A 25,775-nucleotide genomic window follows, 5' to 3' on the forward strand; every position below is an offset into this window, starting at 1 on the left:
CTCCTCAGCGGGCGACTATCAGCGGGTGGCCACGCTCGGGGTGGCGCTGCACCAGCACTTCCAGGCCGAACACGGCCTGCAGCGGCTCGGCACGCAGCACCTGCTCGGGCGTGCCCTGAACATGGGCGCGGCCGCCGGCCAGCAGCAGCAGGCGGTCGCAGTAGCGCGCCGCCAGGTTGAGGTCGTGGAGAATCACCAGCACCGCGCCGCCCTGCTCGGCGAAACGCCGCGTGGCCTGCAGCGTGGTGTGCTGGTGCAGGGGGTCGAGCATTGAGGTCGGCTCGTCGAGCAGCAGGCTCTGCCCTGCCCCGCCCGGCCAGAGCTGGGCCAGCACCCGGGCCAGGTGCACGCGCTGGCGTTCGCCGCCGGACAGGGCCAGGTAGCTGCGGCCGACCAGGTGCTCGGCATCCGCGGCCCGCAGGGCCTCGGCGACCACCTGGGCATCGCGCAGCCGGCCGCTGGCGTGTGGCAGGCGCCCCATGGCCACCACCTCCTCGACGCGAAAGGCGAAGTTCAGCGTCGAACTCTGCGGCAACACCGCCAGGCGCCGCGCCCGCTCGTCGCCCGGCCAGTCATCCAGGCCGCGCCGATCCAGCCAGACCCTGCCATTGTCCGCCGGCAGCTCGCCGCAGAGCGCGCCGAGCAGGGTGCTCTTGCCGGCGCCATTGGGCCCCAGCACGCCGAGCACCTCGCCGGGCCGCAGTTCGAGGTCGATGCCCTGCAGCACGGTGCGGCTGCCGCGCCTGACCGCCAGGTTCTGCGCGCGTAGCATCAGGCGCGCCCCCGCAGCAGCAGGTAGAGGAAGAACGGCGCGCCGATCAGGGCGGTGACGATGCCGATCGGCAGCTCCGCCGGCGCCAGCAGCATGCGGGCGACCAGGTCGGCCAGCAGCAGCAGGCTGGCCCCGGCCAGCGCCGCGGCCGGCAACAACAGGCGGTGATCCGGGCCCACCAGCAGGCGCATCAGGTGCGGCACCACCAGGCCGATAAAGCCGATCATCCCCGCCGCCGCCACCGCCGCGCCGACCCCCAGGGCGGTGCACAGCACCAGTTCGCGCTTGAGCCGCTCCACGGCGAAACCCAGGTGGCGCGCCTCCGACTCGCCGAGCAACAGGGCGTTCAGCGCCCGCGCCCGGCGCGGCAGCCACAGCGCCACGCCGCAGGTCACCAGCAGCAAGGGCCAGAGGCGCGCGTAGCTGGCGCCGTTGAGACTGCCGAGGTTCCAGAAGGTCAGGCTGCGCAGGGTCGCATCGTCAGCCAGGTAAGTGAACAGGCCGATCGCCGCGCCGGCCAGGGCGGTCAGGGCGATACCGGCCAGGAGCATGGTCGCCACGCTGGTCTGGCCATCGCGCCGCCCCAGGCGATAGACCAGCGCGGTCACCGCCAGGCCGCCGGCGAAGGCGAACAGCGACAACAGATAAGGCGTCAGGACCTCGGGCAGGCCGCCGAGCGCCGCGCCGCCAACGATCGCCACGGCCGCGCCCAGGGCCGCACCACTGGACACGCCGACCAGGCCTGGGTCGGCCAGGGGGTTGCGGAACAGGCCCTGCATCGCCACCCCGCACAGCGCCAGCACGGCGCCGACCGTCAGGCCCAGCAGCGAGCGCGGCAGGCGTATCTGCCCGAGGATCAGCTCGGCCTGCAGCAGCTCATCGCCGCCCAGGGGCAGGCCGAGCAGGCGCAGCGCCGCCTGCAGGGTATCGGCCAGGGGCAGGCTGACCGGCCCCAGGGCGAGCGACAGCCACAGCGCCAGCAGCAAGAGCAGGCCCAGCGCGACAAACAGTGTGCGCGGTTGGATGGCGGGATGCATGAGGTAGGCGGGACCTGGCGGCCGGAAGTTGGCAGGCAGGATAAAAGGCCGAGGGGCTGGCCGCCAGCCCGGCGATGGCGCAGGCCCCACTGAGCGCGCGATGGTTTCAGACCAGCGGACCGCCACTCCCTTGGCAATCCGGCGCGAGGCGGCATAATGCCGGCCTGCCGTGGAGACACCGATGAAGCGTTTATGCGCCCCGCAAGAGCTGGCCGAGGGCCAGAGCCGGGGCTTTGAAATTGAAGGACGCAAGCTGCTGGCCGTGCGCAAGGACGGCCAGGTGTACGCCTACCACAACCGCTGCCCCCATCGCGGCATCCCCCTGGAATGGCTGCCGGACCAGTTCCTCGATGCCAGCGCCAGCCTGATCCAGTGCGCCACCCATGGCGCGCTGTTTCTCATCGACTCGGGCGAGTGTGTGGCCGGCCCCTGCGCCGGGCAGGCGCTCGAGGCGCTGAGCTGCGTGGAAGACGCCGAGGGCATCTGGGTCCAGTCGTAGCCCACGATCCATCCGCCACGATGCCCATGCAGCGTAGGGTGCGCCGCGCGCACCAGCGTTCGGGACCATGGCGTGTATCCATCGGTGCCCATGGCGCACCCTCCCCCCTAAAGCCGCACCTCGAGCCGGCGCACCAGGCGCACCTCGCTCGGACTGATGTCCGCCCCATAGGCCAGCACCTCGACACCGGCGCCGATCGCCTCGCGCAGGGCGGTGGCGTAGGCCGGGTCGATCTCCTCGGCAGGGCGCACCGCGTCGATCCCGCTCAGGTTGACGCAATACAGCTGCACGGCGCGCACGCCGGCGCGGGCCAGCGCCGCCAGCTCGCGCAGGTGCTTGGCGCCGCGCTCGGTGCGCGCATCCGGGAAGGCCGCCACCGCGGAGCCGGCGAAGCCCAGGGTCACGCTCTTCACCTCGACGAAGGCCGGGCCGTCCGGGTAGTCCAGGCGAAAGTCGATACGGCTGCGCTCCTGGCCATAGGGCACCTCGCGCTTCAGCCCGGTGAAGCCGGCCAGCTCGCCGATCAGACCGGCCTGCAGCGCTTCCTCCACCAGGCCGTTGGCCCGCGCGGTATTGATCACGGCCAGACGCCCATGGGGGGTCTCGCCGAGTTCCCAGGTCCCCGGCAGCTTGCGCTTGGGGTCGTCCGAGCGGCTGAACCAGACCCGCGCGCCCTCGCTCATGCAATTGAGCATCGAACCGGTGTTGGGACAGTGAATGGTCAGCGGCTCGCCAGTCGCCGTCTCGATGTCGGCGAGAAAGCGCTTGTAGCGGCGCAGCAATCGACCCGGCTGCAGCGGCGGATCAAAGCGCATCGGACCGCCAGCTCTTCAGCCCACGGGCGATGCGCTCGACCGCCTGCTGCAGGCGCGGCAGGTCCTGGGTGTAGGCGAAGCGCACGTGCTGGCTGGCCAGATGCCGGCCGAAGTCCAGTCCTGGGGTGAAGGCCACGTGCTCGGTTTCCAGGAAATGCTGGCAGAAGGCGAAGGCGTCGCCGCCGAAGGCGCTGATGTCGGCATATAGATAGAAGGCGCCCTCCGGCTCCACGGCGATCCGGAAACCCAGCTCGCGCAGGGCCGGCAGGAGGAAGTCGCGGCGCCGCTGGAACGCGTGCCGGCGCTGCTCGCAGATCGCCAGGGTCTGCGCCTCGAAGCAGGCCAGGGCGGCGTGCTGGGCCATGCTCGGGGCACTGATATAGAGGTTCTGCGCCAGCTTCTCCAGCTCGGGCACCGCCGCCGGCGGCGCCACCAGCCAGCCCAGGCGCCAGCCGGTCATGCCGAAGTACTTGGAAAAACTGTTGAGAACGAAGGCCTCGTCATCCACTTCCAGCACGCTGGGCGCATCCATCCCGTAGGTCAGGCCGTGGTAGATCTCATCGACCACCAGGTGGCCACCGCGCTCCCTGAGCGCCTGGGACAGCGCGGCCAGCTCGTCTCGCTGCAACAGGGTGCCGGTCGGGTTGGCGGGCGAGGCGACCAGAGCGCCGACGCTGTCGCCATCCCAATGCCCGGCCACCAGCTCGGGGGTCAGCTGGTAGCGCACCTCGGGGCCCACCGGCACCAGCTGCGCGGCGCCTTCGATCAGGCGCAGGAAGTGACGGTTGCACGGGTAGCCCGGGTCGGCCAGCAGCCAGTGCTTGCCCGGATCGACCAGCAGGCTGCTGGCCAGCAGCAGGGCCCCGGAACCACCGGGGGTAATCAAAATCCGCTCAGGGTCTATGCTCAACCGATAGCGTTGCGCGTAGAAGCCGGCAATCGCTTCGCGCAAGGCGGGTATGCCCCGCGCCGCGGTGTAACGGGTATGCCCGGCCGCCAGCGCGGCCTGGCCGGCGGCGACGATGGGTTCGGCGGTGGTGAAATCCGGCTCGCCGATCTCCAGATGGATCACGTCGTGGCCAGCGGCCTGCAACTGGTTGGCGCGGGCGAGCAAGGCCATGACGTGGAAGGGTTCGATGGCGCGGCTACGCGCACTGTAGGACTGGGCCATGGACCTGCCTTGAAAGAGGTTGGAAGGCGGATTCTAACCAAGGGCCAGGCGAAACGGCAGCAACCTCGACAACCGGGAGTGGCGCGGCTTCAAACGATCTGGTAAGTTCGCCCGCTTGCAGCCGCAGGGCCGGTTTAAAATCGGCAAAGGGACACCACTCCTGCGCAGTGGATTAGAGAGAGTGAGAGGCGGTCATCCATGCCCACCAAAGCAAAAGCAAAGAGCAGCCAACTGATTCGTGGCTTCGAACCCTACCAAGAGAGCAAGGGTGAGGAGTACATGAGTGAGCCGATGCGCGCCCACTTTACCGGCATCCTCAACAAGTGGAAGCTGGAACTGATGCAGGAAGTCGACCGTACCGTGCATCACATGCAGGACGAAGCGGCCAACTTCCCCGATCCGGCCGATCGCGCCAGCCAGGAAGAAGAGTTCAGCCTGGAACTGCGTGCCCGCGACCGTGAGCGCAAGCTGATCAAGAAGATCGACGAGACCCTCGAGCTGATCGAGGAGAACGAGTACGGCTGGTGCGACTCCTGCGGCGTCGAGATCGGCATCCGTCGCCTCGAGGCGCGCCCCACCGCCACCCTGTGCATCGACTGCAAGACCCTGGCGGAAATCAAGGAAAAACAGATCGGTTCCTGATCCGATCACGGGGCGCTCAGGCGCCCCGTGTTGTTTCCGCCCCTCAGCCGCCCGCTACGCCGCCCTCCAGCCTTTCAGCCCGCGCGCATGAACGCTCCCCGCTACATCGGTCGTTTCGCCCCCACGCCCAGTGGCTACCTGCACTTCGGCTCCCTGGTCGCCGCCCTGGCCTCCTACCTGGATGCCCGCGCCGTCGATGGCCACTGGCTGCTGCGCATGGAAGACCTGGACCCGCCCCGCGAAGTGCCCGGCGCCCAGGATGCGATCCTGCGAACCCTGGAAAGCTACGGCTTGCACTGGGACGGCGAACTGGTGCGACAGAGCGCGCGGCATGCCGAGTACGAGGCGCTGATCCAGCGCCTGCTCGCGTCCGGCCTGGCCTATGCCTGCACCTGTTCACGCAAGCAACTGGAGGGCTATCAGGGGGTCTATCCGGGCTTCTGCCGCGACGCCGGCCATGCGCCGCAGGACGCGGCGATCCGCCTGCGGGTGCCGCAGCTGAGCTACGGTTTCACCGACCGCGTGCAGGGCGCGTATCACCAGCACCTGGGCCATGAGGTGGGGGACTTCGTCATTCGCCGCCGCGACGGGCTGTACGCCTACCAGTTGGCGGTGGTGCTCGACGATGCCTGGCAAGGCGTCACCGACGTGGTGCGTGGCGCCGACCTGCTGGACTCCACCCCGCGCCAGCTGTACCTGCAGGAGCTGCTCGGCGCGGCCCAGCCACGCTACCTGCACGTACCGCTGATCATCCAGCCGGACGGCCACAAGCTGGGCAAGTCCTACCGCTCCCCGCCCCTGCCCGCCGACCGGGCCGCGCCGCTGCTGGTGCGCGCCCTGCATGCCCTGGGCCAGGCCGTGCCGGCGGAACTCGAGGGCGCGCGCCCCGAGCAGCTGCTGGCCTGGGCCAGTCAGCACTGGGTTCCCGGGCGCATCCCCCACAGCCGCACCCTGGCCGAGGCGCAGCTGCGCTAAGCCCTGGACCTAGATCTCTGGCTGCAACTGCGCCTCGTCACGCGCCAATTCTGCTTCCTCGACCAGCCAGGACCAGAACACCTCGGCCTGGGGCGACATGTACTGATGGGCCGGGCAGGCCAGGTAGAACGCTTCGTTGGTGGCGATCCGCTGCTCGAAAGGCGCCACCAGGCGTCCACTGGCAATCATGCCGGCGACCAGCGAGGTGCGCCCGAGCGCCAGGCCGTGACCGAGCGCGGCCATCTCCAAGGCGGTGATCAGGGTGTCGAATTGCAAGCCCTGGGAGGGATCGACCTTGTGGAACCCGGTCTGATTGAGCCAGTGCCCCCAGCCCTCCTCGTAGCCGATCACGTGCAGCAGGGTGTGCCCTCCCAGCGCATCGGGCGAGGCCGGTGGCGGCTCGCCGGTGTTGAGCAGCGGCGCGCACACCGGGAACAGGTCGTCCCACGTCAGGCGACTGGACTTGTAGCCCGGCCACACGCCCTGGCCGTAGCGGATTTCCATGTCGGCCTCCTTCTCTCGCTCATCCAGCCAGATATTGCTGGTGAAACGCAGGCCGACTTCCGGATGGCGGGCGCGGAAGCGCTCCAGTCGCGGGGCCAGCCAGGTGGTGAAGAACACCAGGTTGGCCCTGACGGTCAGCAGACGCTTGCGGCCCTGACCGAAGAGCTCGTCGGTGGCCGCGGCCAGGCGCTCGACGGCCTCGTGCACCACCGGCATGTAGGCCTGACCCGCCTCGGTCAGCTCCAGCCCGCGCGGCAGGCGTTTGAACAGGCTGACGCCGAGCTGCGACTCCAGCCCCTTGACCTGCTGACTGATCGCCGCCTGGGTCAGGTTCAGCTCGGTAGCCGCCTGGGTGAAGTTCAGGTGGCGGGCCGACGCCTCGAACGAGCGCAACCAGTTCAGTGGGGGAAGCCGTTTCTTCATCGCTAACGCTCGCTATCAGTCCCTGACGACCTCCGTGTCGGTGATCAGCTGACCCAACTCCCCGGCCGCCTCACGCAAGAGGGGAGTATATGCCAGCAGCTCATCGAGGCTCTTGCCTATGAGCGGCGCATGGGTGAACAGACAGGCGAACAAGCGACCATCGCCGGCGCGGATCGGCACCGCGCAGGCCACCAGGCCGTCGACGAACTCTTCGTTGTCGATGCCCAGCTCGTCTTCGCGGGTCCTCTGCAGCGCCGCCTCCAGCTCGGCCGCGCTGGTCAGGGTGTTGCGCGCGAAGCGCTGCAACGGCAGGTTGTTGAGGATGCGCTGGCGCCGGTCCCTGGGCAGCGAGCTGAGGTAGAGCTTGCCGCTGGCGGTGCACCAGATCGGCGTATGGCTGCCGACCGGCAGGTGCACCTGCAGGGGCCGATCGGTCTGTACCCGGTCGTAGTAGATCATCTCGGTGCCGTTGGGGATGGCAATGCCGCAGGTCTCGCCGATCTGCGCCGTGAGGCGCTTCAGAATGGCCTGGCGCGGCGCCTTGAAGCGCCCGCTGTAGAGCACGCCGAGGGCGATGTCGTGCATGCGGTCGCCGGGCACGATGAGGCCGCGCATGTTGATCTGCAGGTAGCCGTCGCCTTCGAGCTGGCTGAGCAGGCGGTGGATGCTCGGCTTGGGGATGTCCAGCTGATAGGCGAGGTCGGCCGGCGACAGGGGCCGCTCCGCCTTGGACACCGCCTCGATGATCTCCAGCACCCGGCTGATCGAGGAGCCTTTTTCTCGCGTTGTGGTGGTCACGTGCTGTCTCCGTTGTAGGACGGGCGAGCGCTGAGCAGAACGGAAAAGGCCACGCCCCCTTGCGTGGGCGTGGCCTCCGGCCCGCAGCAGGTGCAGGCTGCCCGCAGCCTGCCGACGCTTACTTCATGGTCGGCATGGAGAAGGAGACGCCTTCACGCACGCCGGCCGACGGCCAGCGCTGGGTGATGGTCTTGCGCTTGGTGTAGAAGCGCACGGCATCCGGGCCGTAGGCATGCAGGTCACCGAACAGCGAGCGCTTCCAGCCGCCGAAGCTGTGGTAGGCCACCGGCACCGGCAGCGGCACGTTGATGCCGACCATGCCGACCTTGATGTTGTCGGAGAAGTAGCGCGCCGCCTCGCCGTCGCGGGTGAAGATGCAGGTGCCGTTGCCGTATTCGTGGGCGTCGATCAGGTCCATCGCCTCCTGCATGCTGTTCACCCGCACCACCTGCAGCACCGGGCCGAAGATTTCTTCCTTGTAGCTGAGCATCTCCGGGTTGACGTTGTCGATCAGGGTGCCGCCGACGAAGAAGCCGTTCTCGTGCCCGACCACTTGCGGATTGCGGCCGTCGACCACGATCCTGGCGCCCTGCTCCTCGGCGCTGTCGATGTAGCCGACCACCTTCTGCTGATGGGCCCTGGTGATCACCGGACCGAAATCGTTGCTCTTGTCCGAGTACGCGCCGACCTTCAGCGACTGCATGGCAGCCTGCATCTTCTCGATCAGTGCATCGGCGGCCGCGTCACCCACGGCGACGGCCACGGACAGCGCCATGCAGCGCTCGCCGGAGGAGCCGAAGGCGGCGCCCAGCAGCTGGTTGACCGCGTTGTCCATGTCGGCATCGGGCATCACGATGGCGTGGTTCTTCGCCCCGCCCAGGGCCTGGCAGCGCTTGCCGTTGGCATTGGCGGTCTTGTAGATGTACTCGGCGATCGGCGTCGAGCCGACGAAGCTGACGGCCTGGATGCGCGCGTCGCTGAGCAGCACGTCGACCGCTTCCTTGTCACCGTTGACCACGTTCATCACGCCGTCCGGCAGACCGGCTTCCTGCAGCAGCTGGGCGATGAACAGGGTGGAGCTGGGGTCGCGCTCGGACGGCTTGAGGATGAAGCAGTTGCCGCAGACGATGGCCATGGGGAACATCCACAGCGGCACCATCGCCGGGAAGTTGAACGGGGTGATGCCGGCCACCACGCCCAGGGGCTGGAACTCGCTCCAGGAGTCGATGTTCGGGCCGACGTTCTTGCTGTGCTCACCCTTGAGCAGCTCGGGGGCGCCGCAGGCATATTCGACGTTCTCGATGCCGCGCTGCAGCTCGCCGAGGGCGTCGTGGGAAATCTTGCCGTGCTCCTCGCCGATCATCTGGGCGATGCGCTCGGCATTCTGCTCGAGCAGCTCCTTGAAGCGGAACATCACCCGCGCGCGCTTGATCGGCGGGGTGTTGCGCCACTCGGGGAAGGCCGCTTCGGCGGCGGCGATGGCCTGCTCGACGGTGGCCTTGGACGCCAGGGCAACCTGCTTGCTGACCTCGCCGGTGGAGGGGTTGTACACGTCCTGCAGGCGCGCGGCGTCGTTGATGACCTGGCCGTTGATCAGGTGTCCTACTGTATTCATCGCAGCTGTTCCTCGATAAGGGTTGCAGGCGGCTGGGGCGCCGCCGCCAGTGACTGATTGAAAGGGGCTTACCAGAGCTTCTTGTAGAGTTCGATGATCTCTTCGGCGCTCGGTACGCGCGGGTTGTTGTTCGGCGATCCGGAGGCCAGGGCCTGCTCGGCCATCACCTGCAGCTGATCGAAGTACTGCTGGCGGTCGATGCCGAACTGCTCCGGGGTCGGCACACGCAGCTCGTCGTTGAGGGCGCGCAGTTCGGCGAGCAGCTTGTCGTTGGCCACCTCGGTGCTGTCCTGGGCGCTGGCCACGCCCATGGCGCGGGCGCAGTCGGCATAGCGCTCGGCCGCGGCCGGAATGGAGAACTCGGTGACGGTGGGCAGCAACATGGCGTTGGACAGGCCATGGGGCACATGGAAGTGCGCGCCGATCGGCCGGCTCATGCCGTGCACCAGGGCTACCGAAGCGTTGGAGAAGGCCACACCGGCCAGGGTCGAGCCGAGCATCATCGCCTCGCGGGCGGCCTTGTCGGAGCCGTCGTGGTAGGCGCGGCGCAGGTTCGGCGCGATCAGGCGCATGGCCTCCAGGGCCTGGCTGTCGCTGTACAGGCTGGCCTTCTTGCTGACATAGGCCTCCATGGCGTGGGTCAGGGCATCGATGCCGGTGTCGGCGGTGATGCGCGACGGCAGGCTGAGGGTCAGGCTGAAGTCGATCAGCGCCGCCACCGGCATGAAGCCGATGCCCACGCAGAGCATTTTCTCGTCGGTCTTCTCATCGGAAATGATGGTCACCCGGGTGACTTCCGAACCGGTGCCGGCGGTGGTCGGCACGGCGATGATCGGCAGGCCCGCCTCGACGACGATGCGCGGGAATTTGTAGTCGCGCATCTCGCCGCCATGCTTGGCGAGAATGGCGATGGCCTTGGCGCTGTCGATCGGGCTGCCGCCGCCGAGGGCGATGATGCAGTCGTAGTCGCCGTTGCGGGCCTTCTCCACGCCGGCCTGGATCGAGGCCACGGTCGGCTCCGGCACCGTTTCGTCGAACACTTCGGCAGTGATGTCGTGAACGGCCAGGCGCTCCTGGATGGCGGCGGCGTAGCCCAGCTTGACCATCATCTTGTCGGTGATGATCAGCGGCCGCTTGCAGCCCAGGTTGGCCATCACGACTGGAATGTCCTGACTGGCGTTTTCGCCGATCTGCATGATGCGAGGAAGTATCACTTGGGTAGACATGGCGACTCCGCTATTTCCGAGTGGCGGGCGCGGCAATGCGACGAGGGCATTGTCGGGCGCTGCTATTGGCTAAAAGAGATGCCGCGAATGTCGGTTCGCAGCGTTATTAAAATTCGGTGCTGCTCGCCGAGAAGGCCGATACAGCGTCAAACCCTGGCAGCCTCGGCTGCCTTGTTCATCAGCGGCAACTTCCCCGCATCGAGCCTCCAGTCGTCACCAGCGGGCGCAGCCTGGGCGGCCGGACCATCGCCGATGGACGTTGCTGTCCGCCCCCCTGCCCGTCATCCAGTTGACCGCAAACAGCCGGGCGGGAACCTGTCCTTCGCGATCCGCGGTAGCGCCCTGCTGCGGCGCCGAACCGCGATATCGATACGAAACCTATTGTTATGAAGCGCAAAAAGCATGAAAAGCAAAAAAATAGCGGCCTATGCCACGATTTTTTTTATGGATCTATTAATCAAACTACCTCATGGGCTGCGCCGCCGACTGCCGACATAGGTCGCATTGACGGCGCGCCGGCCGCTCGAGTGACCGCCAGGTCACGCGCTTATGCACCCATAAGAAAAACCCCGCCTAAGGTCCATTTTTTATTGCTGGTTCCGCCAAATCTTCATTCCTAATATCCGCCTCACCGAAGCAGACCAAGTACCTGCCGACCGCACCCACTGCCTCCAGCGGTGCGAGGGATACAGGGAACGACTGGATCCGGCCGACTGAAACGAATGAACGGCGGAACCGGCCAGGCGCCATCACTGAAGACGCCGGCCATCAACTTCTCCGTTCAGCTTTTCGCACTTCGATATCGGACGCTCGGGACTTGGTCATCACTCGCGACCTTATTTAAACAACACCCCCAACTTGGCTGTTTTGCACCAGCAGGCTGGATCGCTCCTCGAGGGATAAATTGACATGAACAACAACAATCAATTGCCTTTAACCGGTGTCCGCGTCGTCGACTTCGGCCAGCAGATCGCCGGCCCCGCCGTGGCCATGACCCTGGCCGACCTGGGCGCCACCGTGGTGCATATCGATCCGCCGCAGGGCCCGCAGTGGGACCACCCGGCCAATGCCGTGCTCAACCGCAACAAGAGCTGCCTGCGCCTGGACCTCAAGTCCGCGGCCGGGCTCGACCAGGCCATGGCCCTGATCGACAAGGCCGACATCGTCATCGAGAGCTTCCGCCCCGGCGTGATGCAGGAACTGGGCATCGACTTCGGCAAACTGCGTGCAGCCCGTCCCGAGTTGATCACCCTGTCCGTTCCGGGCTTCGCCAGCAACGACGAGCTGCGCCGCGACTGGAAAGCCACCGAGGCCGTGGTCGCCGCGACCGCCGGCGCCTTCACCGACATGGGCTTCAACCGCGTGCTGCTGGGCCTGAATCCGAGCTTCTCGCCGCTGCCGCTGGGTTCGGCCTACGCCACCGCCCTGGCCGCCGCCTCCGTCGCCCTGGCCCTGCAGGCCCGCGAGCGCACCGGCCGTGGCGATGCCATCGAGGTGCCGGTGATCTCCGCCCTGATGGAAGGCCTGTCGTACAACTCCTACGTCATCGAAGGCCTGCCCGAGCGCTACAAGACCATGCGCGAGAAGGAGATCGAGTACCGCAAGGCCAACAACATCGCGATGGACCTGAGCTACGACGATCTGCAGGAGTACCTGGACCCCTTCTACCGCACCTACAAGTGCGCCGACGGCCGCATGTTCTATTGCGTCTGCCCGTCGCACCGCAACCACGCCAAGCGCGCCCTGACCGTGCTGGGCATCTATGAAGAGCTGGTCGCCGAAGGCCTGCCGGAAGTCAACGACCTGCACGCGCCGATCAGCGAGTGGGACGGCGAGACCTCCATCGGCGTCTACCCGCTGCCGAAGAAATGGGCCGACCACATCTCCGCGAAGATGAAGAAGGCCTTCCTGACCAAGACCTCCGAGGAGTGGGCGAAGATCTTCGGCGAAGGCCAGATCCCCGGCGCGCCGCACCGCACCACCCAGGAGTGGGTCAACCACGAGCACACCAACGCCGCCGGTCTGATCGTCGAGGTCAACGACCCCGAGTACGGCCTGATGAAGCAGCCCGGCCCGTTCGCCTGGCTGGAAGAGTGCGCCGGACAGATGGTCACCCCGCGTCCACGCAAGAACGTCAGCTTCGAGCAGGCCCTGGCCGAGCTCAGTGAGGTGGCGGCGGCCGAAGTCGTGACCCGTCCGGTCGGCGACGCCATCGCCCCGGCCTCCAATGCCGGCTGGCTCGATGGCCTGCGCATCCTCGACCTGACCAACGTGATCGCCGGTCCGCACTCCACCGCGTTCCTCGCCCGCTTCGGCGCCGAGGTGATCAAGCTCGATACCGTCAAGCCCATGTACGATCCGCTGATCGGCACCCTGTTCAGCTTCCAGACCAGCATGGGCAAGCAGAGCGCGCTGGTCGACATCATGAGCGAGGAAGGCCGCGAGGTGTTCAACCGCCTGGTGCGTTCGGTCGACATGGTGGTGATCAACGCCCCCGAGCGTCAGCTCAAGGCCCTGGGTCTGGATAACGACAGCCTGCAGGCGGTCAACCCGGGCGTGCTGTTCTGCCGCCTCGACTGCCTCGGCGGCCCGCTGCCCGGCCCGAAGACCAACTACATCGGCTACGACGACATCATCCAGGCCCACAGCGGCATCATGAGCCGTTTCGGTGGCCCGGAGACCCCGGAAGAGCACGCCCACCTCGGCACCCTGGACGTCAACTGCGGTTTCGCCGCCGGCCTGGGCATGGCCGTGTCGATCTACCACAAGATCAAGACCGGTCAGCCGACCCGTTCGCGTACCTCGCTGTCGGCGGTCACCAACCTGGCGCAGCTGTCGTTCGCCTTCGACTATGCCGGCCGTGCGCCCTTCAACGAGCCATCGGGTCGCGAAGTGCTGGGCCACAACGCCCTGTCGCACTTCTACAAGACCGCCGAGGGCTGGCTCTACCTCGACTCCAAGGAGGCCGAACTGCCGCAGCTGGAGCAGGTCGAGGGCTTGGCCGGCATCAGCCAGGCCGCGGATGTCGGCGCCTTCCTGAAGAACGCGCTGCAGGCCGCACCGGCCGCCTACTGGGCCGAGAAGCTGCAGGCCGCCGACATCGCCGCCGCCGTTCCGCAGTCCATCGAGTCGCTGCGCGAGCAGTACAGCCGTGAAGGCGACGGCACCGTGGGCATCGATCGCGGCAGCTTCGCCTTCTCGATCCACCGCAACCACCCGAGCGGCCACTGCCTGACCCAGATCGACCACCTGGCGATCCGTCCGAGCGAAGCCAGCATCAAGGCCGTGAGCCTGCCGGAGCGCTGGGGTCACTCGACCCGCGAAGTGCTGGCCGACGCCGGCTACAGCTCGAGCGAGATCGAGTCGATGCTCGAACGCAACATCGCCAGCCTCGGCTGGGCCAAGGAGTTCCTGCCCAGCTAAACTCAGGCGCAGGCACGGCGGGCGGGACAGTTTCGGCTGTCCCGCCCGCTTTTTTGTTTCTGGGCTGATGGCCGGACGAGCCGCCCCATCGCCCCTTATCTTCGCGGGCTGGCCACGCACGGGCGCGGCGGGCCCACGTTTCAACCCGCCCTTGTGCGACGTCGGTGGTGAGCATGTTTCAGCAGACGGTACGGTCGGTATGGCCCTTGTTCTTCGGCCTGGGCATCATCGGCCTGTGCATCGGCGCGCAGAACACCCTGCTGGGCATTCGCGCCGAACTGGAAGGCTTCGACACCCGGGTCACCGGCCTGCTCATGTCCGGCTATTACGCCGGCTTCCTGCTCGGTTCGCTGCGCGCCCCGGCGATCATCCAGCGGGTCGGCCACGTGCGCGCCTTCGCCGCGCTGACCGCCCTGGCCTCCATGACCATCCTGATCCATTCGATATGGGTCGATCCCTGGGTCTGGGGCGTCATGCGCCTGCTCACCGGCTTCTCGGTGTCGGCCATCTACGTGGTGGCCGAAAGCTGGCTGAACCAGGCCGCCGACAACCGTACCCGCGGCCAGCTGCTGTCGCTGTACATGATCACCATGCTGGCCGGGCTGTCCGCCGGCCAGTTCCTGCTGAACATCTCCGACCCGGCCAGCTTCGAGCTGTTCACCCTGATCTCCATCCTCATCAGCCTGGCGGCGCTGCCCATCCTGATCACCGCCACGCCGATGCCGTCGTTCGAGGCGGCCCGCCCGGTGAGCATCGCCACCCTCTATCGCCTGGCGCCGACCGGCCTGGTCGGCTCCTTCCTGATCAACGCCTGCTACGCCATGGTCCTGGGCATGGGCTCGGTCTACGCCAGCCGGCTGGGCATGCAGGTCAGCGACATCTCGCTGTTCATGGCCCTGCTGGTGGTCGGCGGCATGCTGCTGCAATGGCCGCTGGGCCGGCTGTCCGACACCATGGACCGGCGCACGGTGATCGCCGCAGCAGCCGGCGCCGCGGTGCTGTTCGCCATGGCCAGCGCCCTGGTCGGTTTCGCCGACAACCACAGCCACCTGCTGCTGGCCCTGCTGTTCGGCGGCAGCTGCTTCCCCCTGCTGGCGCTGTACCTGGCCCTGACCAATGACCAGCTGGAAGCCGACCAGGCCACCGGCGCCAGCAGCACCCTGTTGCTGCTCGGCAGCGTCGGCGCCAGCATCGGCCCGTTCATGGTCTCCCTGACCATGGAGCAATGGGGACCGGCGAGCTTCTTCTGGAGCCTGGCGGTGATGGCCGGTCTGATGGTCACCCATGCCCTCTACAAGCGCATCAGCGACCCCTTCCCGGTCACCAGCGAGACGCCCACCCACTTCCAGATGCAGGCCCCCCTGGCGGTGGGCTCGGTGCTGATGGAGTCGATGCCGAGCGACAGCGAAGCCGAGGCAACCGGCGAGACCGCAGAAGATCGCGGCGATCAGCCCCAGTCGCCAACCGCCTGACCCAGGGCCCCCGACGGCGCGGACGGGGCAATTTCGGCTATCCTTGCCGCCCTTCTCCACTGCCCCAGGAATCTCGCCATGCACGCCCAGCTCGAAGAACTGATCAACAAGATAAGCTCGGGCTGCATGCTGCCGGACGAGATCAGCCGCATCGCCGCCGAGGCCGCCCAGGCCTACGCCGCCCCGCAGGCCTTCCTCGCCGCCAACCCGGACATCAACTACGACGACAGTTTCCCCATCCCCCTCGGCGAATGGGTGGTGGTCGGCAGCCTGCCGGACACCGTGCTGTTCCAGGCCGACAGCTACGAGCAGCTGTTCCAGCAGATCACCGACTCCTTCGGCCCCAGCGTCAACTTCGTGCTCAAGCCCAAGCAACTGGCCAAGGTCGAACCGCTCAAGGCGCTCAACCGCATCCAGGTGCAACTCTCCAGCCTGTCGCCGGAGACCCAGGGCTATGTGCTGGTGGACTTCAGCGAGCCACTGGATGACGAACTGCAGGCCGTGCTGGTCTACAGCAGCGACCTGCCGCGGGTAATGGCGTTGGCGGTGGAGGTGGGCATCTATGCGGCGCCGGCCTACGAGGCGTGCAAGGCGGCACAGGAGGGATAAGCGAGGCGCGGCCGTCGGCCGGCCTCCAGGGCCGCCGATAGCCGCGGTGGTGCTAGGCCACGCCGACCCGCAATGGCTGGTCCGCCGCCGGCGCCTGGAGCGGAATGACGCGGTACACCGGCGCCACCTCGCGCAGCTCGGTCAACGGAATGTGGCAGGCGATCTGGTGGGATCCCGACGCTTCGAGCACCGGCGGCTTCTCCTGCTCGCAGATACTGCCGAGCTTACGCGGGCAGCGGGCATTGAACGGACAGCCTGTGGGCGGATTCATCGCACTGGGGATTTCCCCCTGGAGAATCACGCGCTTCTTCTCCACACGGGTATCGGCCAGCGGAATCGCCGAGATCAGCGCTTCGGTGTAGGGGTGGTAAGGCGGCGAGAACACCTCGGCGGTGCGGCCCTGCTCGACGATATTGCCGAGATAGATCACCACCACCCGGTCGGCCAGGTAGCGCACCAGGCTCAGGTCGTGACTGATGAACACCAGGGAGGTCTGCTGCTCGGCCTGGATGTTCATCAGCAGGCGCGTGACCGCGGCACCGACCGAGACATCCAGGGCCGAGACCGGTTCATCGGCGACCACCAGGCTGGGCTGGCCGGCGAAGGCGCGGGCAATCGCCACCCGCTGCTTCTGCCCGCCGGACAACTGGCGCGGTTTGCGGTTGGCGAACTCGGCCGGCAGCTTGACCAGCTCCAGCAGCTCCAGCACCTTGGCCTGGATCGCCGCCCTGTCGCTGCAGATGCCGAACTTCTTGATCACCCGCCCCAGCTGGGAGCCGATACTCAGGCTGGGGTTGAGGGTGTCGAAAGGGTTCTGGAAGACCATCTGCATGGCCCGGGTCTGCTCGGCGCCGCGCGCAGTCACCGGCTTGTCGCCGATCTCCTGGCCATTGAGCCGCACCTGCCCGGCACTCGCCGTCTCCAGCCCCATCAGCACCTTGGCGAAGGTGGACTTGCCGCACCCCGACTCGCCGACCACCGCCACGGTTTCGCCGGCGTGGGCCTGGAAGCTGATGTTTTCCACTGCCTTGACGATCTTCACCCGCTCACCCTGCAAGGTGGCGCGCAGGGAACTGTCGGTGACCTCGTAGTACTTGCGCATCTGCTCGACCGCCAGTTTCAACTCGCCCCGTTGCGAGGCGCTGGGCGATACCGGCGATGCGGCCTGCGGCGCGTTCAACGCGAGCTCCTGCCAGCGCGCGCAACGCACCGCATGACTGTCCAGCTCCGGTACCCGGCTGACCCCAAGCGCATTCTGGTCACAGGTACCGGCGACGAAGTGATCGCAGCGCGGGCCGAAGAAGCAGCCCTTGGGGCGCTGGTGGGGCAAGGGCAGCTGGCCGCGAATCGGCTTCAACGGCCGCGTATGCTTGTCGGCGGTGGCCGACGGGATACAGTCGAACAGGCCCTTGGTATAGGGATGCTTCATGTGGTCGAAGACGTTCCTGACCTGGCCCACTTCGACCACCTGACCGGAGTACATGACGTTGACCCGGGAACAGGTTTCCAGGATCAACCCCAGGTTGTGCGAGATGTAGACCAGCGCCGTGTTGAAGCGCGCGGCGATCTCGTCGATCAGCTCGACGATGCCGGCCTCGACCGTGACGTCCAGGGCGGTGGTCGGCTCGTCCAGCAACAGCAGCGAGGGGTTGGACAGTAGCGCCATGGCGATCACCACCCGTTGCTGCTGGCCGCCGGAAATCTGGTGCGGATAGGCGGTCATCACCCGCGCAGGGTCCGGCAGGTGCACATTGCCGAGCATCTCCAGCGATTGCTGATAGGCCTGCGCCCTGTCGAGCTTCTTGTGATACTGCAGCACCTCCATCAGCTGCTGGCCGATGCGCAGCGAGGGGTTCAGCGAGGCCATCGGCTCCTGGTAGATCATGGCGATCTCGTTGCCCCTGATCCTGCGCAGTTCCGCCGCGCTCAGGCGCGCCAGGTCCTGCCCCTTGTAGCGGATCGAGCCCCCGACGATCTTCGCGCTGCCGCCCAGGTACTGCATGATGGCCATGGCCACCGTCGACTTGCCGCAGCCCGACTCACCGACCAGGCCGATACGCTCGCCCGGGTTGAGCGTCAGGTTGAAGTCCACCACCGCCGGAATCTCGCCCGCACGACTGAAGTAGGAGATGCTCAGGTTTTCGATTTCCAGGATCGGGTTGGTCATAGCCAGTCTCTCTTGTCAGTCTTTGAGCGAGATTTCGCGCAGCCCGTCGGACAGCATGTTCAGCCCCAGCACCAGCGATGAGATGGCGATGCAGGGAAAGATCGCCATGTGCGGAAATACCGGAAACAGCTTGCGCGCCTCGCTGATCATCCCGCCCCAGTCGGGCGTGGGCGGCGGCAGGCCCATGCCGAGGAAGCCCAGCACGCCGATGGTGATGGTCACGTAGCCCATGCGCAGGCAGGCATCGACGATCAGCGGACCGCGCGCGTTCGGCAGGATCTCCACGAACATGATCCACAGGCCGCTTTCGCCGCGGGTCTGGGCGGCGGCCACGTATTCGCGATTGCGCAGGTCCATGGCCAGACCGCGGACGATGCGGAAGATCCCCGGCGCACTGGCGAAGGTCACCGCCAGGACGATGTTGAGCCCGGAGGCACCGATCGAGGCGATGATCAGGATGTACAGCACCAGTACCGGGAAGGACAGGATCACGTTGGCGAGGAAGGACAGCAGGGTGTCCACCCGCCCCTGGTAATAACCGCCGGCCAGGCCCATGACGATGCCGACCAGGTAGGCGCTGAAGGTCGCCAGCGGCGCGTAGATCAGCACCGTCTGGGTGCCGTAGATGATCCGCGAGAGAATGTCCCGCCCCAGCAGGTCGGTGCCCAGCCAGAAGACCCCGCCGGCCGGGTTGTCGGCCAGGGGTTTCTGCATGGGCAGCAGGCTGCTGACCGGGTCAAAGGGCGCCAGCACATCGGCGAACAGGGCGATGAACAGCCAGAACAGGCAGATGCCCGCCCCGACCATGCCCACCTTGCTCTCGCGCAGCAGGCCGATGGCCCTGAACGCGGAGCTATAGATCGATTGATTCATCTGCAAGTCCTCAACTGAGACGGATGCGCGGGTTGAGGTAGCTGTAGCCGATGTCGGCCAGCAACTGCGTCAGCACCGCGGCACAGACGGCCACCATGGTGCAGGCCTCGATCAGGTACACGTCGCTGTTCAGCGAGGCCTCCAGCAGCAGCGCGCCGAAGCCTTTGTAGGCGAAGGCATACTCGACCACGATGACCCCGGACAGCAGCCAGTTGATCTGCAGCATGATGATGGTGAACGGCGCAATCAGGGCGTTGCGCAGCGCGTGCTTGAGGATCACATAGTGGTAGGGCAGGCCCTTGAGCACGGCGGTGCGGATGTAGTGGGTGGCCATCACCTCGGCCATCGAAGCCCGGGTCATGCGCGCCACATAGCCGAAGCCGTAGCCGACCAGCACCATCGCCGGCAGCACCAGCTGCACCGGGTCGAAGCCGCCGGTCATGCTGCTGGTGCCCGGCAGCAGGTGCAGGGAAAAGACGAAGATGGCCGACAGGAACACCGCGCTGGCGAATTCCGGGATCGAGGTGGTGATGATGCAGATCAGCGAAATGACCCGGTCCAGCGGCGAGCCTTCCTTCATCCCGGACAGCACGCCCAGCAGGATCGACAGCGGAATCATCACGCCGAAGGTGGCAGCCGCCAGGATCAGCGTGTTGCCGAGGCGGTCCCAGAGAATGTCGGCGACCGGCACGCGAAATCGAATCGACTCGCCGAAGTCCCCGACGATGAAATTGCCCACCCAGCCGAGGTAGCGCTCCAGCACGAAGCGGTTGTAACCGTTGGCTTCCAGCCACAGCTGACGCTGCTCGTCGGTGGAATAGGGCCCCAGCACCTTGATCGCCACCGAATCGATGTTCAGTTCGAGGGCCAGGAACAGGATGATCGACACCACCAGCATGGTCAGCGCCATGATGGCGATGCGCCGAATAATCAGAAGTATCACTGCGCAGTCCTCCGTTCGCTTCTCGTAAAAAGGGCCGCGCCCGGCCGGGCGCGACCAAGGGAGAACAGATCAGGACAACCAGACTTTATTGAACTGATGCTGGATCGAAGGCAGCACTGCAGCCCCCTGGACCCGCTGGTGGGTGGTGTTGAAGTTCGAGCGCCACAGGGTCTGCAGGACGATGGCGTCGTCCTGCAGGATCTGCTGGATCCTGGCCATGATCTGGCGCCGCTTGTCGGACTCCAGGGTCATGCTGGCCTGGTCGAGCAGCTTGTCGAACTCCGGGTTGGCGTAGGCGGTTTCGTTCCAGGCCGCGCCACTGCGATAGGCCAGGCTGAGCACCTGAATGCCGAGCGGACGGTGGCTCCATTCGGTGAAGCCGAAGGGGGTGGTCTTCCACACGTCCCAATAGCTGCCGCCGGGCATGATATTGACCCTCAGGCGGATGCCGGCCTCGCGCACCTGGTCGGAGATCGCCAGGCAGACGTTCGACTCCCAGGCCGGCTGGGCGACGCAGTCGATGACCAGGTCGATGCCGTTGGGATAGCCGGCCTCGGCCAGCAGCTGTCTGGCCTTCGCCACGTCGCGCTGCAGCTTGGGCAGCGGCGCGTACTCGGGGTGAATCGGCGCGACGTGGTGGTTCTCCGCGGCCTTGCCGAGGCCCTGGTAGCCGATCTTCAGCACCCGCTCGTTGTCCACCGCCAGCGCCAGGGCGCGGCGCACGCGGATGTCGTCGAAGGGTTTCTGGGTGATGTTCATGCGGGCCACGCCGGTGCTGGCGGTCACCGCCTCGTTGACCTGCAGGTTCGGCAGGGTGCGGTGAATGGCCACCTGATCCGGGTCGGTCAGGGTGTTCATGTCGATCTGGTCGGAGGCGAAGGCTGCCAGCTCTGCCGAGGTATCGTCGCCCAGATCGACGTAGGTGATCTGATCCAGATAGGGCGCCTCACCCCAGTAGTCGCCGTCCGGACGGCGCTTGAGCACCGCGCTGACGCCCACCTCCATCTTTGCCAGGGTGAAGGGCCCGGTACCGACCCGGTGCTTGAGCAGATCGCCCTGGTAACCACGATGCACGATCAGCGCCGGGTAGTCGGCAATGGCCTCGGGAATGCTGATGTCCGGACGAATCAGGTTGAGCCGCACGGTGTGATCGTCGAGCCGCTGTACGGCATTGTCACCGGCGACCCGGGTCATCTTCGGCGAGCCGTCGTCATTCTTCTCGCCGGTTTCGACTTCGACCGTCAGCGCCACCAGACGACTCTGCATGGAGGAGCCGGTCTTGGGGTCCAGCCAGCGGTTGAAGTTGAACACCACGTCATCGGCGTTGAAGCTGTCGCCGTTGGACCACTTCACCCCGCGGCGCAGATGCAGCGTCACCGTCAGCAGGTCATCGGAGACCACCCAGCGTTCGGCCAGGTGCGGGCGGGTGATGCCGTCGGCGCCGATCTGGGTCAGGTTCTCGACGAAGTGGCGGGCGATATTGCCCTTGTCGGGCCAGTCGTAGAGGGCCGGATCGGTGATTTCCTTGACCCGCATGGCCACCCGCAGGTTACCGCCGCGCTTGGGCGTCTCGGCCAGGGCCATGCTCGACATCGCCATGCCCGACAGCCCGTAGGCGGCCGCGACGGACATGCCCAGCAGCACCGATTTGCGCAAGAACTCGCGACGATCCAGCTTGCCGGCGTCCATCTCTTGCTTGAGTAGATCGACGTGCGGATTTATCACTTCGTTTTCCATAGCAGCCTCATGGTGTTTTTCTAGTTAACGACTTGGCTATTCGTCGACGCGCCGCTGCCACCTGGCTCACGCCAGATCGAACCAGGCGGATTTGCTCTGGGTGTAGCCGAGCAGGCACTCGAAGGATTTGTCCCGGGTATTGCCCGATTGCTTGTAGCCGCCGAACGGCTGGGTCATGTCGCCGTCGCCGAAGCAGTTGACCCATACCACGCCGGCCTCGAGGGCCTGGACCATGCGGTGGGCGGTCTTCAGGTCCCGCGTCCAGACGCTGGCGGCCAGGCCGTAGATGGAGTCGTTGGCCATGGCGATGGCCTGGGCTTCGTCGTCGAAGCGCTGCACCGCCGCCACCGGCCCGAAGATTTCCTCCCGGGCGATGCTCATGCCCTGCTCGACGCAGGTGAAGAGCGTCGGCGACACGTAGGCGCCCTGCTCCAGGCCGCCGGGTTCGCCACCGCCCATGGCCAGCTGGGCGCCCTCTCGGCATCCCTGCTCGATCTTCGCCAGCACGCCCTGCTGATGGGCGCGGGTCACCACCGGTCCCAGGGTGGTGGCGGGATTCAGCGGGTCGCCCGGGCGATAGACCTGGCGACTGCGTGCGACGAACTTCTCGACGAAGGCATCGTGAATATCGCGGTGCACCAGCAGTCGGGAACCGGCGTTGCAGACCTGGCCGGCGTTGTCGAAGATGCCGCCGTAGGCGCGCTCGACGGCGGCATCCAGGTCCTCCAGATCGGCCATGAAGATCTGCGGGCTCTTGCCCCCGGTCTCCAGCGCCACGCGCTTGAGGTTGGATTGGCCGGCATAGCCCATGATCAGCTTGCCCACGGCCGTGGAGCCGGTGAAGCTGACCTTCGCCACATCCATGTGCAGCGCCAGGGCGCGGCCGGTGACAGGTCCGTCGCCGTTGACCACGTTGAACACCCCTGGCGGGCCGCCGGCCTCGATGAACAGTTGGGCCAGGCGCAGGCAGCTGAGCGGCGCCTGCTGCGCGGGCTTGAGCACCACGCAGTTGCCGGCGGCCAGGGCCGGGGCGACCTTCCAGCTGGCCATCAGCAGCGGGTAGTTCCAGGGGGAAATGGCGCCGACTATGCCCAGCGGCTCACGCTGGATCAGGTGCAGCGCGCCCCGGGCGGTGTTGGTGACGGCGCCTTCGAGCTTGTCGATGCACTCGGCGTAATAGCGGAAGGTGGACACCACCTCCGGCAGGTCGATGGTCAGGGCATCGGTAATCGGCTTACCCATGTCCAGGGTTTCCAGCAGGGCCAGCTCGGCCTTGTGCTGGTCGATCAGCTCGGCCAGGCGAGTGAGCACGGTCATCCGCGCACGGGGCGCCATGTAGCGCCAGTGCCCGGCATGCCAGGCCCGCTTGGCGGACGCGACGGCGCGGTCGATATCGCTTTCGTCACCGAAGGCGAGCGACGCCAGCGCCTCGCCCGTGGCCGGGTTGATGCTGTCGAAACGCTTGCCCTGCAGGGCCTCGACGTACTCGCCGTCGATGAACAGACCGGTTTCGATATCCAGTTTCTTCGCCAGGGTGCTCCACTCGGGCTGACCCAGGGTCTGCGGGGCTTCGGTCACGAGGGCTCGGGTCGACATGGCGCTGTCCTTGGTTGGCAAATTCGGGGAATTGAAGAGGGCATGCACGGCCGGGGCAGGACGGGGGCGATGGGCGCCGTCCGCCGGCCCGTGATCCGGCGCCGCCAGAGCAGTGTCTGGCGGCATGTACCTATCGCCTCAGGCTGTGCGGCCTGGCGGCACCACTTCGGCGCCCGGCTCTTCCGGCTCGTAGTCCACCAGCTCGGCCGGGAAGCCCGGCGCGCGCACCTCGACATCGCAGGCCTCCTCCAGGCGCTTGACGATGTTGGTGGACCACTCGCGGGCGCCATAACGCGCCTGACCGTCCTTGAAGATGTCCAGCACCAGCGGGGAGATTTCCAGCTGCACGCCGAGTTGCTGGGCCAGGGAGTCGAACAGACCGACGTCCTTGATCACCAGGTCCATGGTGAAGTTGACGTTGCGACTGCCGTTGAGCATCAACTGGGACTCGGTTTCGTGGACGAAGGAGTTGCCCGAGGAAATGCGGATCGCCTCGTAGGTGGTGCCCAGGTCCAGGCCGGCCTTCTTGCAGACGATCAGCGCCTCCGCCAGCGAGCACAGGTTGGTGGTGGCCAGGTAGTTGGTCATGACCTTGAGCACGGAGGCCGAGCCGATCTCGCCGGTGTGCAGAACACGCCGTCCGAGGGTGGACAGCACCGGCAGCACGCGCTCGAAGGCGGAACGCGCACCGCCGGCGAAGATCGAAATGTTGCCGGTGGCGGCGCGGTGGCAACCGCCGGAAACCGGACAATCCATGGCCAACGCGCCGGTCGACTCGACCAGGGCGCCGAGACGCTTCACCTCGGCGTCGTCGGTGGTGCTCATCTCCAGCCAGATCTTGCCTTCCTTCAGGCCGTGGATCAGGCCATCTTCGCCTTCCATGACCAGGGCGCAGGCGGCCGGGGACGGCAGGCAGGTGATCACCAGGTCGACCTTCTCGGCCAGCTCCTTGGGCGAGTCTGCCCAGTGCGCGCCCTGGTCCAGAAAAGACTGCGCCAATTGCCGGTCAAGATCCCTGACCGTCAGGTCGTAGCCATTGCGCAGCAAACTTCCAGCAAGTTTTCCACCGACATTACCGAGGCCAATAAATCCTACTTTCATATAATCCTCTTTGTTATTTCACAGTTAGCACGGGCTATTAATTAAGCCTGCTGCACCACCGTGCCAGTTACTTATGAACCAACACTTGTATTCGGCATGCATCAGGAAACTGCTGGAGACTCGGAGGCCAAACTATTACCGAAGTACCGTCGCAACAATTGAGAATTTTTGCCGAACCGGTAAATATTCTTTACCGATGGCATCCCCGCTCGGGGTATATTTCGTGACCACGCGGTCAACGCGAATCGTCAGGTCAGGCAGGGTGGACAAGGGCAGGCAATGAGCAGCATGGATTTCCGCAAACTTCCCCCCCTCAAGTCATTGAAGGGGTTCGAGGCCACGGCGCGGCTGCGCAGCGTCCGGCGCGCCGCCGAAGAGCTCAACCTGACCCACCCGGCCATCACCCACCAGATCCAGACCCTGGAGGAGAGCCTCGGGGTGAAGCTGTTCTCCCGCGAGGGCCGCAGCCTCGTCCTGACCGCGGAGGGCGAGCGTTACTACCCCTGCGTGCGCGGTGCACTGGAGCAACTGCTGCAGGGTGCCGACGCCATCCGCCCGGCCGAAGCCCCGAGCGCCTTGCGCGTGCAGACCTACATCAGCTTCGCCATCTGCTGGCTGGCCCATCGCCTCGCCCACTTCCGCGCACGGCACCCGGAGATCAAGCTGCACCTGGCGACGTCCGGTGCCGACTGGGATTTCGACGAAGCCAACGCCGACATCGGCGTGATCTACCGCAGCGCGCCCCTGCCCTCGCACCTGCACTGGGTCAAGCTGTTCGACTCCCGCTACTTTCCGGTCTGCAGCCCCAAGCTGCTGGACAATCGATCGACCGAGCTGCGGCCGCAAGACCTGATGCAGTACCCCTTGATTACGGTCAACTCCGAAGACCAGTTCTGGAATTGGCATCAGTGGTTCGAGTCGACCGGACTGAAGATCGAGAAGCCTCCGGAAACCCTGGTGGTTGACACCCTGGTGGTGGCCCTCGAGATGGCCGTGGACGGCGAGGGTATCGCGCTGGTCAACGGCCCCCTGGCCGACAGCGGTCTGCGCTCGGGTCGCCTGGTGATGCCGGTCGAGCACTATGCCGACGGTCAGGGACAGTGGGGCATTGTCTGCCGCAAGGACCTTCGCCAGGATCATCGCATCGCCAGCTTCACCGACTGGCTGTTGGGCGTGCGGTGAATCATGTTCTGCGTGTGCGGCCGGCCGCCGCTGTCGACAGCCGATGGCATCGCCACTGCACAACTTGTCGCCCGCAACTTGGCGTCAGCGCGCCTAGCCATAAACAAAACGCCTAGCGAGACCCGTTTTTTATTGTTAGCCTGACGCCCGCGTTAGTTTCTACTATCCAGCCGCACGCAAAGTTCCGAGACGCGT

At 66.4% G+C, this 25,775-nt stretch carries 21 protein-coding genes; 7 read left to right on the top strand and 14 right to left on the bottom strand.

From position 1 onward, the window contains the following. Nucleotides 1-4: 4 nt before the first annotated feature. Both KDW96_RS08020 and KDW96_RS08025 read right to left on the bottom strand, forming a co-directional pair. Nucleotides 5-772: a heme ABC transporter ATP-binding protein gene (locus KDW96_RS08020; RefSeq protein WP_255839898.1), complete on the bottom strand. Its 768-nt coding sequence runs from the start codon at nucleotides 770-772 to the stop codon at nucleotides 5-7. Next, nucleotides 772-1,755 (bottom strand): FecCD family ABC transporter permease, encoded by a 984-nt coding sequence (locus KDW96_RS08025; RefSeq protein ID WP_255840495.1) that lies wholly within the window; start codon nucleotides 1,753-1,755, stop codon nucleotides 772-774. Before KDW96_RS08025 ends, KDW96_RS08020 begins: the two co-directional genes overlap by 1 nt. A gap of 235 nt (nucleotides 1,756-1,990) precedes the next feature. Between KDW96_RS08025 and KDW96_RS08030 the strand changes: the two genes are divergently transcribed. Next, a complete protein-coding gene (locus KDW96_RS08030) occupies nucleotides 1,991-2,308 on the top strand; it encodes a Rieske (2Fe-2S) protein (RefSeq protein WP_255839899.1) in 318 nt (105 codons plus the stop codon). Nucleotides 2,309-2,415: 107 nt separating this feature from the next. Here KDW96_RS08030 and sfsA read toward each other — a convergent pair whose 3' ends face one another. Further along, nucleotides 2,416-3,123: a DNA/RNA nuclease SfsA gene (sfsA, locus tag KDW96_RS08035; protein WP_255839900.1), complete on the bottom strand. Its 708-nt coding sequence runs from the start codon at nucleotides 3,121-3,123 to the stop codon at nucleotides 2,416-2,418. Next, the gene (locus tag KDW96_RS08040; protein ID WP_255839901.1) at nucleotides 3,113-4,294 is read right to left on the bottom strand and encodes a pyridoxal phosphate-dependent aminotransferase; all 1,182 of its coding nucleotides are present in this window, start codon (nucleotides 4,292-4,294) and stop codon (nucleotides 3,113-3,115) included. The genes sfsA and KDW96_RS08040 overlap by 11 nt, the downstream gene beginning before the upstream one ends. Before the next feature lie 198 nt (nucleotides 4,295-4,492). On the opposite strand from KDW96_RS08040, the gene dksA reads away from it, so the two are divergent. Next, a complete protein-coding gene (gene dksA, locus KDW96_RS08045) occupies nucleotides 4,493-4,936 on the top strand; it encodes an RNA polymerase-binding protein DksA (protein WP_255839902.1) in 444 nt (147 codons plus the stop codon). A gap of 87 nt (nucleotides 4,937-5,023) precedes the next feature. After that, the gene (gene gluQRS / locus KDW96_RS08050) at nucleotides 5,024-5,911 is read left to right on the top strand and encodes a tRNA glutamyl-Q(34) synthetase GluQRS (protein ID WP_255839903.1); all 888 of its coding nucleotides are present in this window, start codon (nucleotides 5,024-5,026) and stop codon (nucleotides 5,909-5,911) included. A 9-nt stretch (nucleotides 5,912-5,920) separates the two neighbouring features. Here the strand turns inward: gluQRS and gcvA are convergent, their stop codons facing one another. From gcvA to KDW96_RS08070, 4 genes are all read right to left on the bottom strand, one after another. Next, nucleotides 5,921-6,838, bottom strand: coding sequence for a transcriptional regulator GcvA (gcvA, locus tag KDW96_RS08055; RefSeq protein WP_255839904.1), 918 nt, complete (start codon nucleotides 6,836-6,838; stop codon nucleotides 5,921-5,923). 15 nt (nucleotides 6,839-6,853) lie between these two features. Further along, entirely contained in the window at nucleotides 6,854-7,636 is a 783-nt protein-coding gene (locus KDW96_RS08060; RefSeq protein ID WP_255839905.1) for an IclR family transcriptional regulator, read from the bottom strand. 118 nt (nucleotides 7,637-7,754) lie between these two features. Next, on the bottom strand, nucleotides 7,755-9,251 hold the full coding sequence (locus KDW96_RS08065) for a CoA-acylating methylmalonate-semialdehyde dehydrogenase (RefSeq protein WP_255839906.1): 1,497 nt from the start codon (nucleotides 9,249-9,251) through the stop codon (nucleotides 7,755-7,757). A 68-nt stretch (nucleotides 9,252-9,319) separates the two neighbouring features. Beyond that, nucleotides 9,320-10,477, bottom strand: coding sequence for an iron-containing alcohol dehydrogenase (locus KDW96_RS08070; protein WP_255839907.1), 1,158 nt, complete (start codon nucleotides 10,475-10,477; stop codon nucleotides 9,320-9,322). Nucleotides 10,478-11,386: 909 nt separating this feature from the next. Between KDW96_RS08070 and KDW96_RS08075 the strand changes: the two genes are divergently transcribed. From KDW96_RS08075 to KDW96_RS08085, 3 genes are all read left to right on the top strand, one after another. After that, a complete protein-coding gene (locus KDW96_RS08075) occupies nucleotides 11,387-13,900 on the top strand; it encodes a CoA transferase (protein WP_255839908.1) in 2,514 nt (837 codons plus the stop codon). Nucleotides 13,901-14,073: 173 nt separating this feature from the next. After that, nucleotides 14,074-15,372, top strand: coding sequence for an MFS transporter (locus KDW96_RS08080; RefSeq protein ID WP_255839909.1), 1,299 nt, complete (start codon nucleotides 14,074-14,076; stop codon nucleotides 15,370-15,372). 78 nt (nucleotides 15,373-15,450) lie between these two features. After that, on the top strand, nucleotides 15,451-15,981 hold the full coding sequence (locus KDW96_RS08085; protein WP_255839910.1) for a hypothetical protein: 531 nt from the start codon (nucleotides 15,451-15,453) through the stop codon (nucleotides 15,979-15,981). Nucleotides 15,982-16,033: 52 nt separating this feature from the next. On the opposite strand, the gene KDW96_RS08090 is transcribed toward KDW96_RS08085, so the two are convergent. From KDW96_RS08090 to KDW96_RS08115, 6 genes are all read right to left on the bottom strand, one after another. After that, nucleotides 16,034-18,148, bottom strand: a complete 2,115-nt coding sequence (locus KDW96_RS08090) for a dipeptide ABC transporter ATP-binding protein (RefSeq protein ID WP_255839911.1) — start codon at nucleotides 18,146-18,148, stop codon at nucleotides 16,034-16,036. Nucleotides 18,149-18,163: 15 nt separating this feature from the next. Then, entirely contained in the window at nucleotides 18,164-18,985 is an 822-nt protein-coding gene (locus KDW96_RS08095; protein WP_370295441.1) for an ABC transporter permease, read from the bottom strand. A gap of 46 nt (nucleotides 18,986-19,031) precedes the next feature. Further along, on the bottom strand, nucleotides 19,032-19,964 hold the full coding sequence (locus KDW96_RS08100) for an ABC transporter permease (protein WP_255839913.1): 933 nt from the start codon (nucleotides 19,962-19,964) through the stop codon (nucleotides 19,032-19,034). A 69-nt stretch (nucleotides 19,965-20,033) separates the two neighbouring features. Further along, a complete protein-coding gene (locus KDW96_RS08105; protein WP_255839914.1) occupies nucleotides 20,034-21,701 on the bottom strand; it encodes an ABC transporter substrate-binding protein in 1,668 nt (555 codons plus the stop codon). Nucleotides 21,702-21,767: 66 nt separating this feature from the next. Further along, complete coding sequence (locus KDW96_RS08110; RefSeq protein WP_255839915.1) at nucleotides 21,768-23,297, bottom strand: aldehyde dehydrogenase; 1,530 nt, start codon at nucleotides 23,295-23,297, stop codon at nucleotides 21,768-21,770. Nucleotides 23,298-23,435: 138 nt separating this feature from the next. Next, a complete protein-coding gene (locus KDW96_RS08115) occupies nucleotides 23,436-24,398 on the bottom strand; it encodes an NAD(P)-dependent oxidoreductase (RefSeq protein ID WP_255839916.1) in 963 nt (320 codons plus the stop codon). A gap of 279 nt (nucleotides 24,399-24,677) precedes the next feature. Between KDW96_RS08115 and KDW96_RS08120 the strand changes: the two genes are divergently transcribed. Next, nucleotides 24,678-25,580 carry a LysR substrate-binding domain-containing protein gene (locus KDW96_RS08120; protein ID WP_255839917.1) on the top strand — a complete coding sequence of 301 codons (903 nt, stop codon included), beginning with the start codon at nucleotides 24,678-24,680 and terminating at the stop codon, nucleotides 25,578-25,580. Nucleotides 25,581-25,775 lie beyond the last annotated feature (195 nt).

This window comes from Pseudomonas benzenivorans, from assembly GCF_024397895.1.
GTDB lineage: Bacteria > Pseudomonadota > Gammaproteobacteria > Pseudomonadales > Pseudomonadaceae > Aquipseudomonas > Aquipseudomonas benzenivorans_A.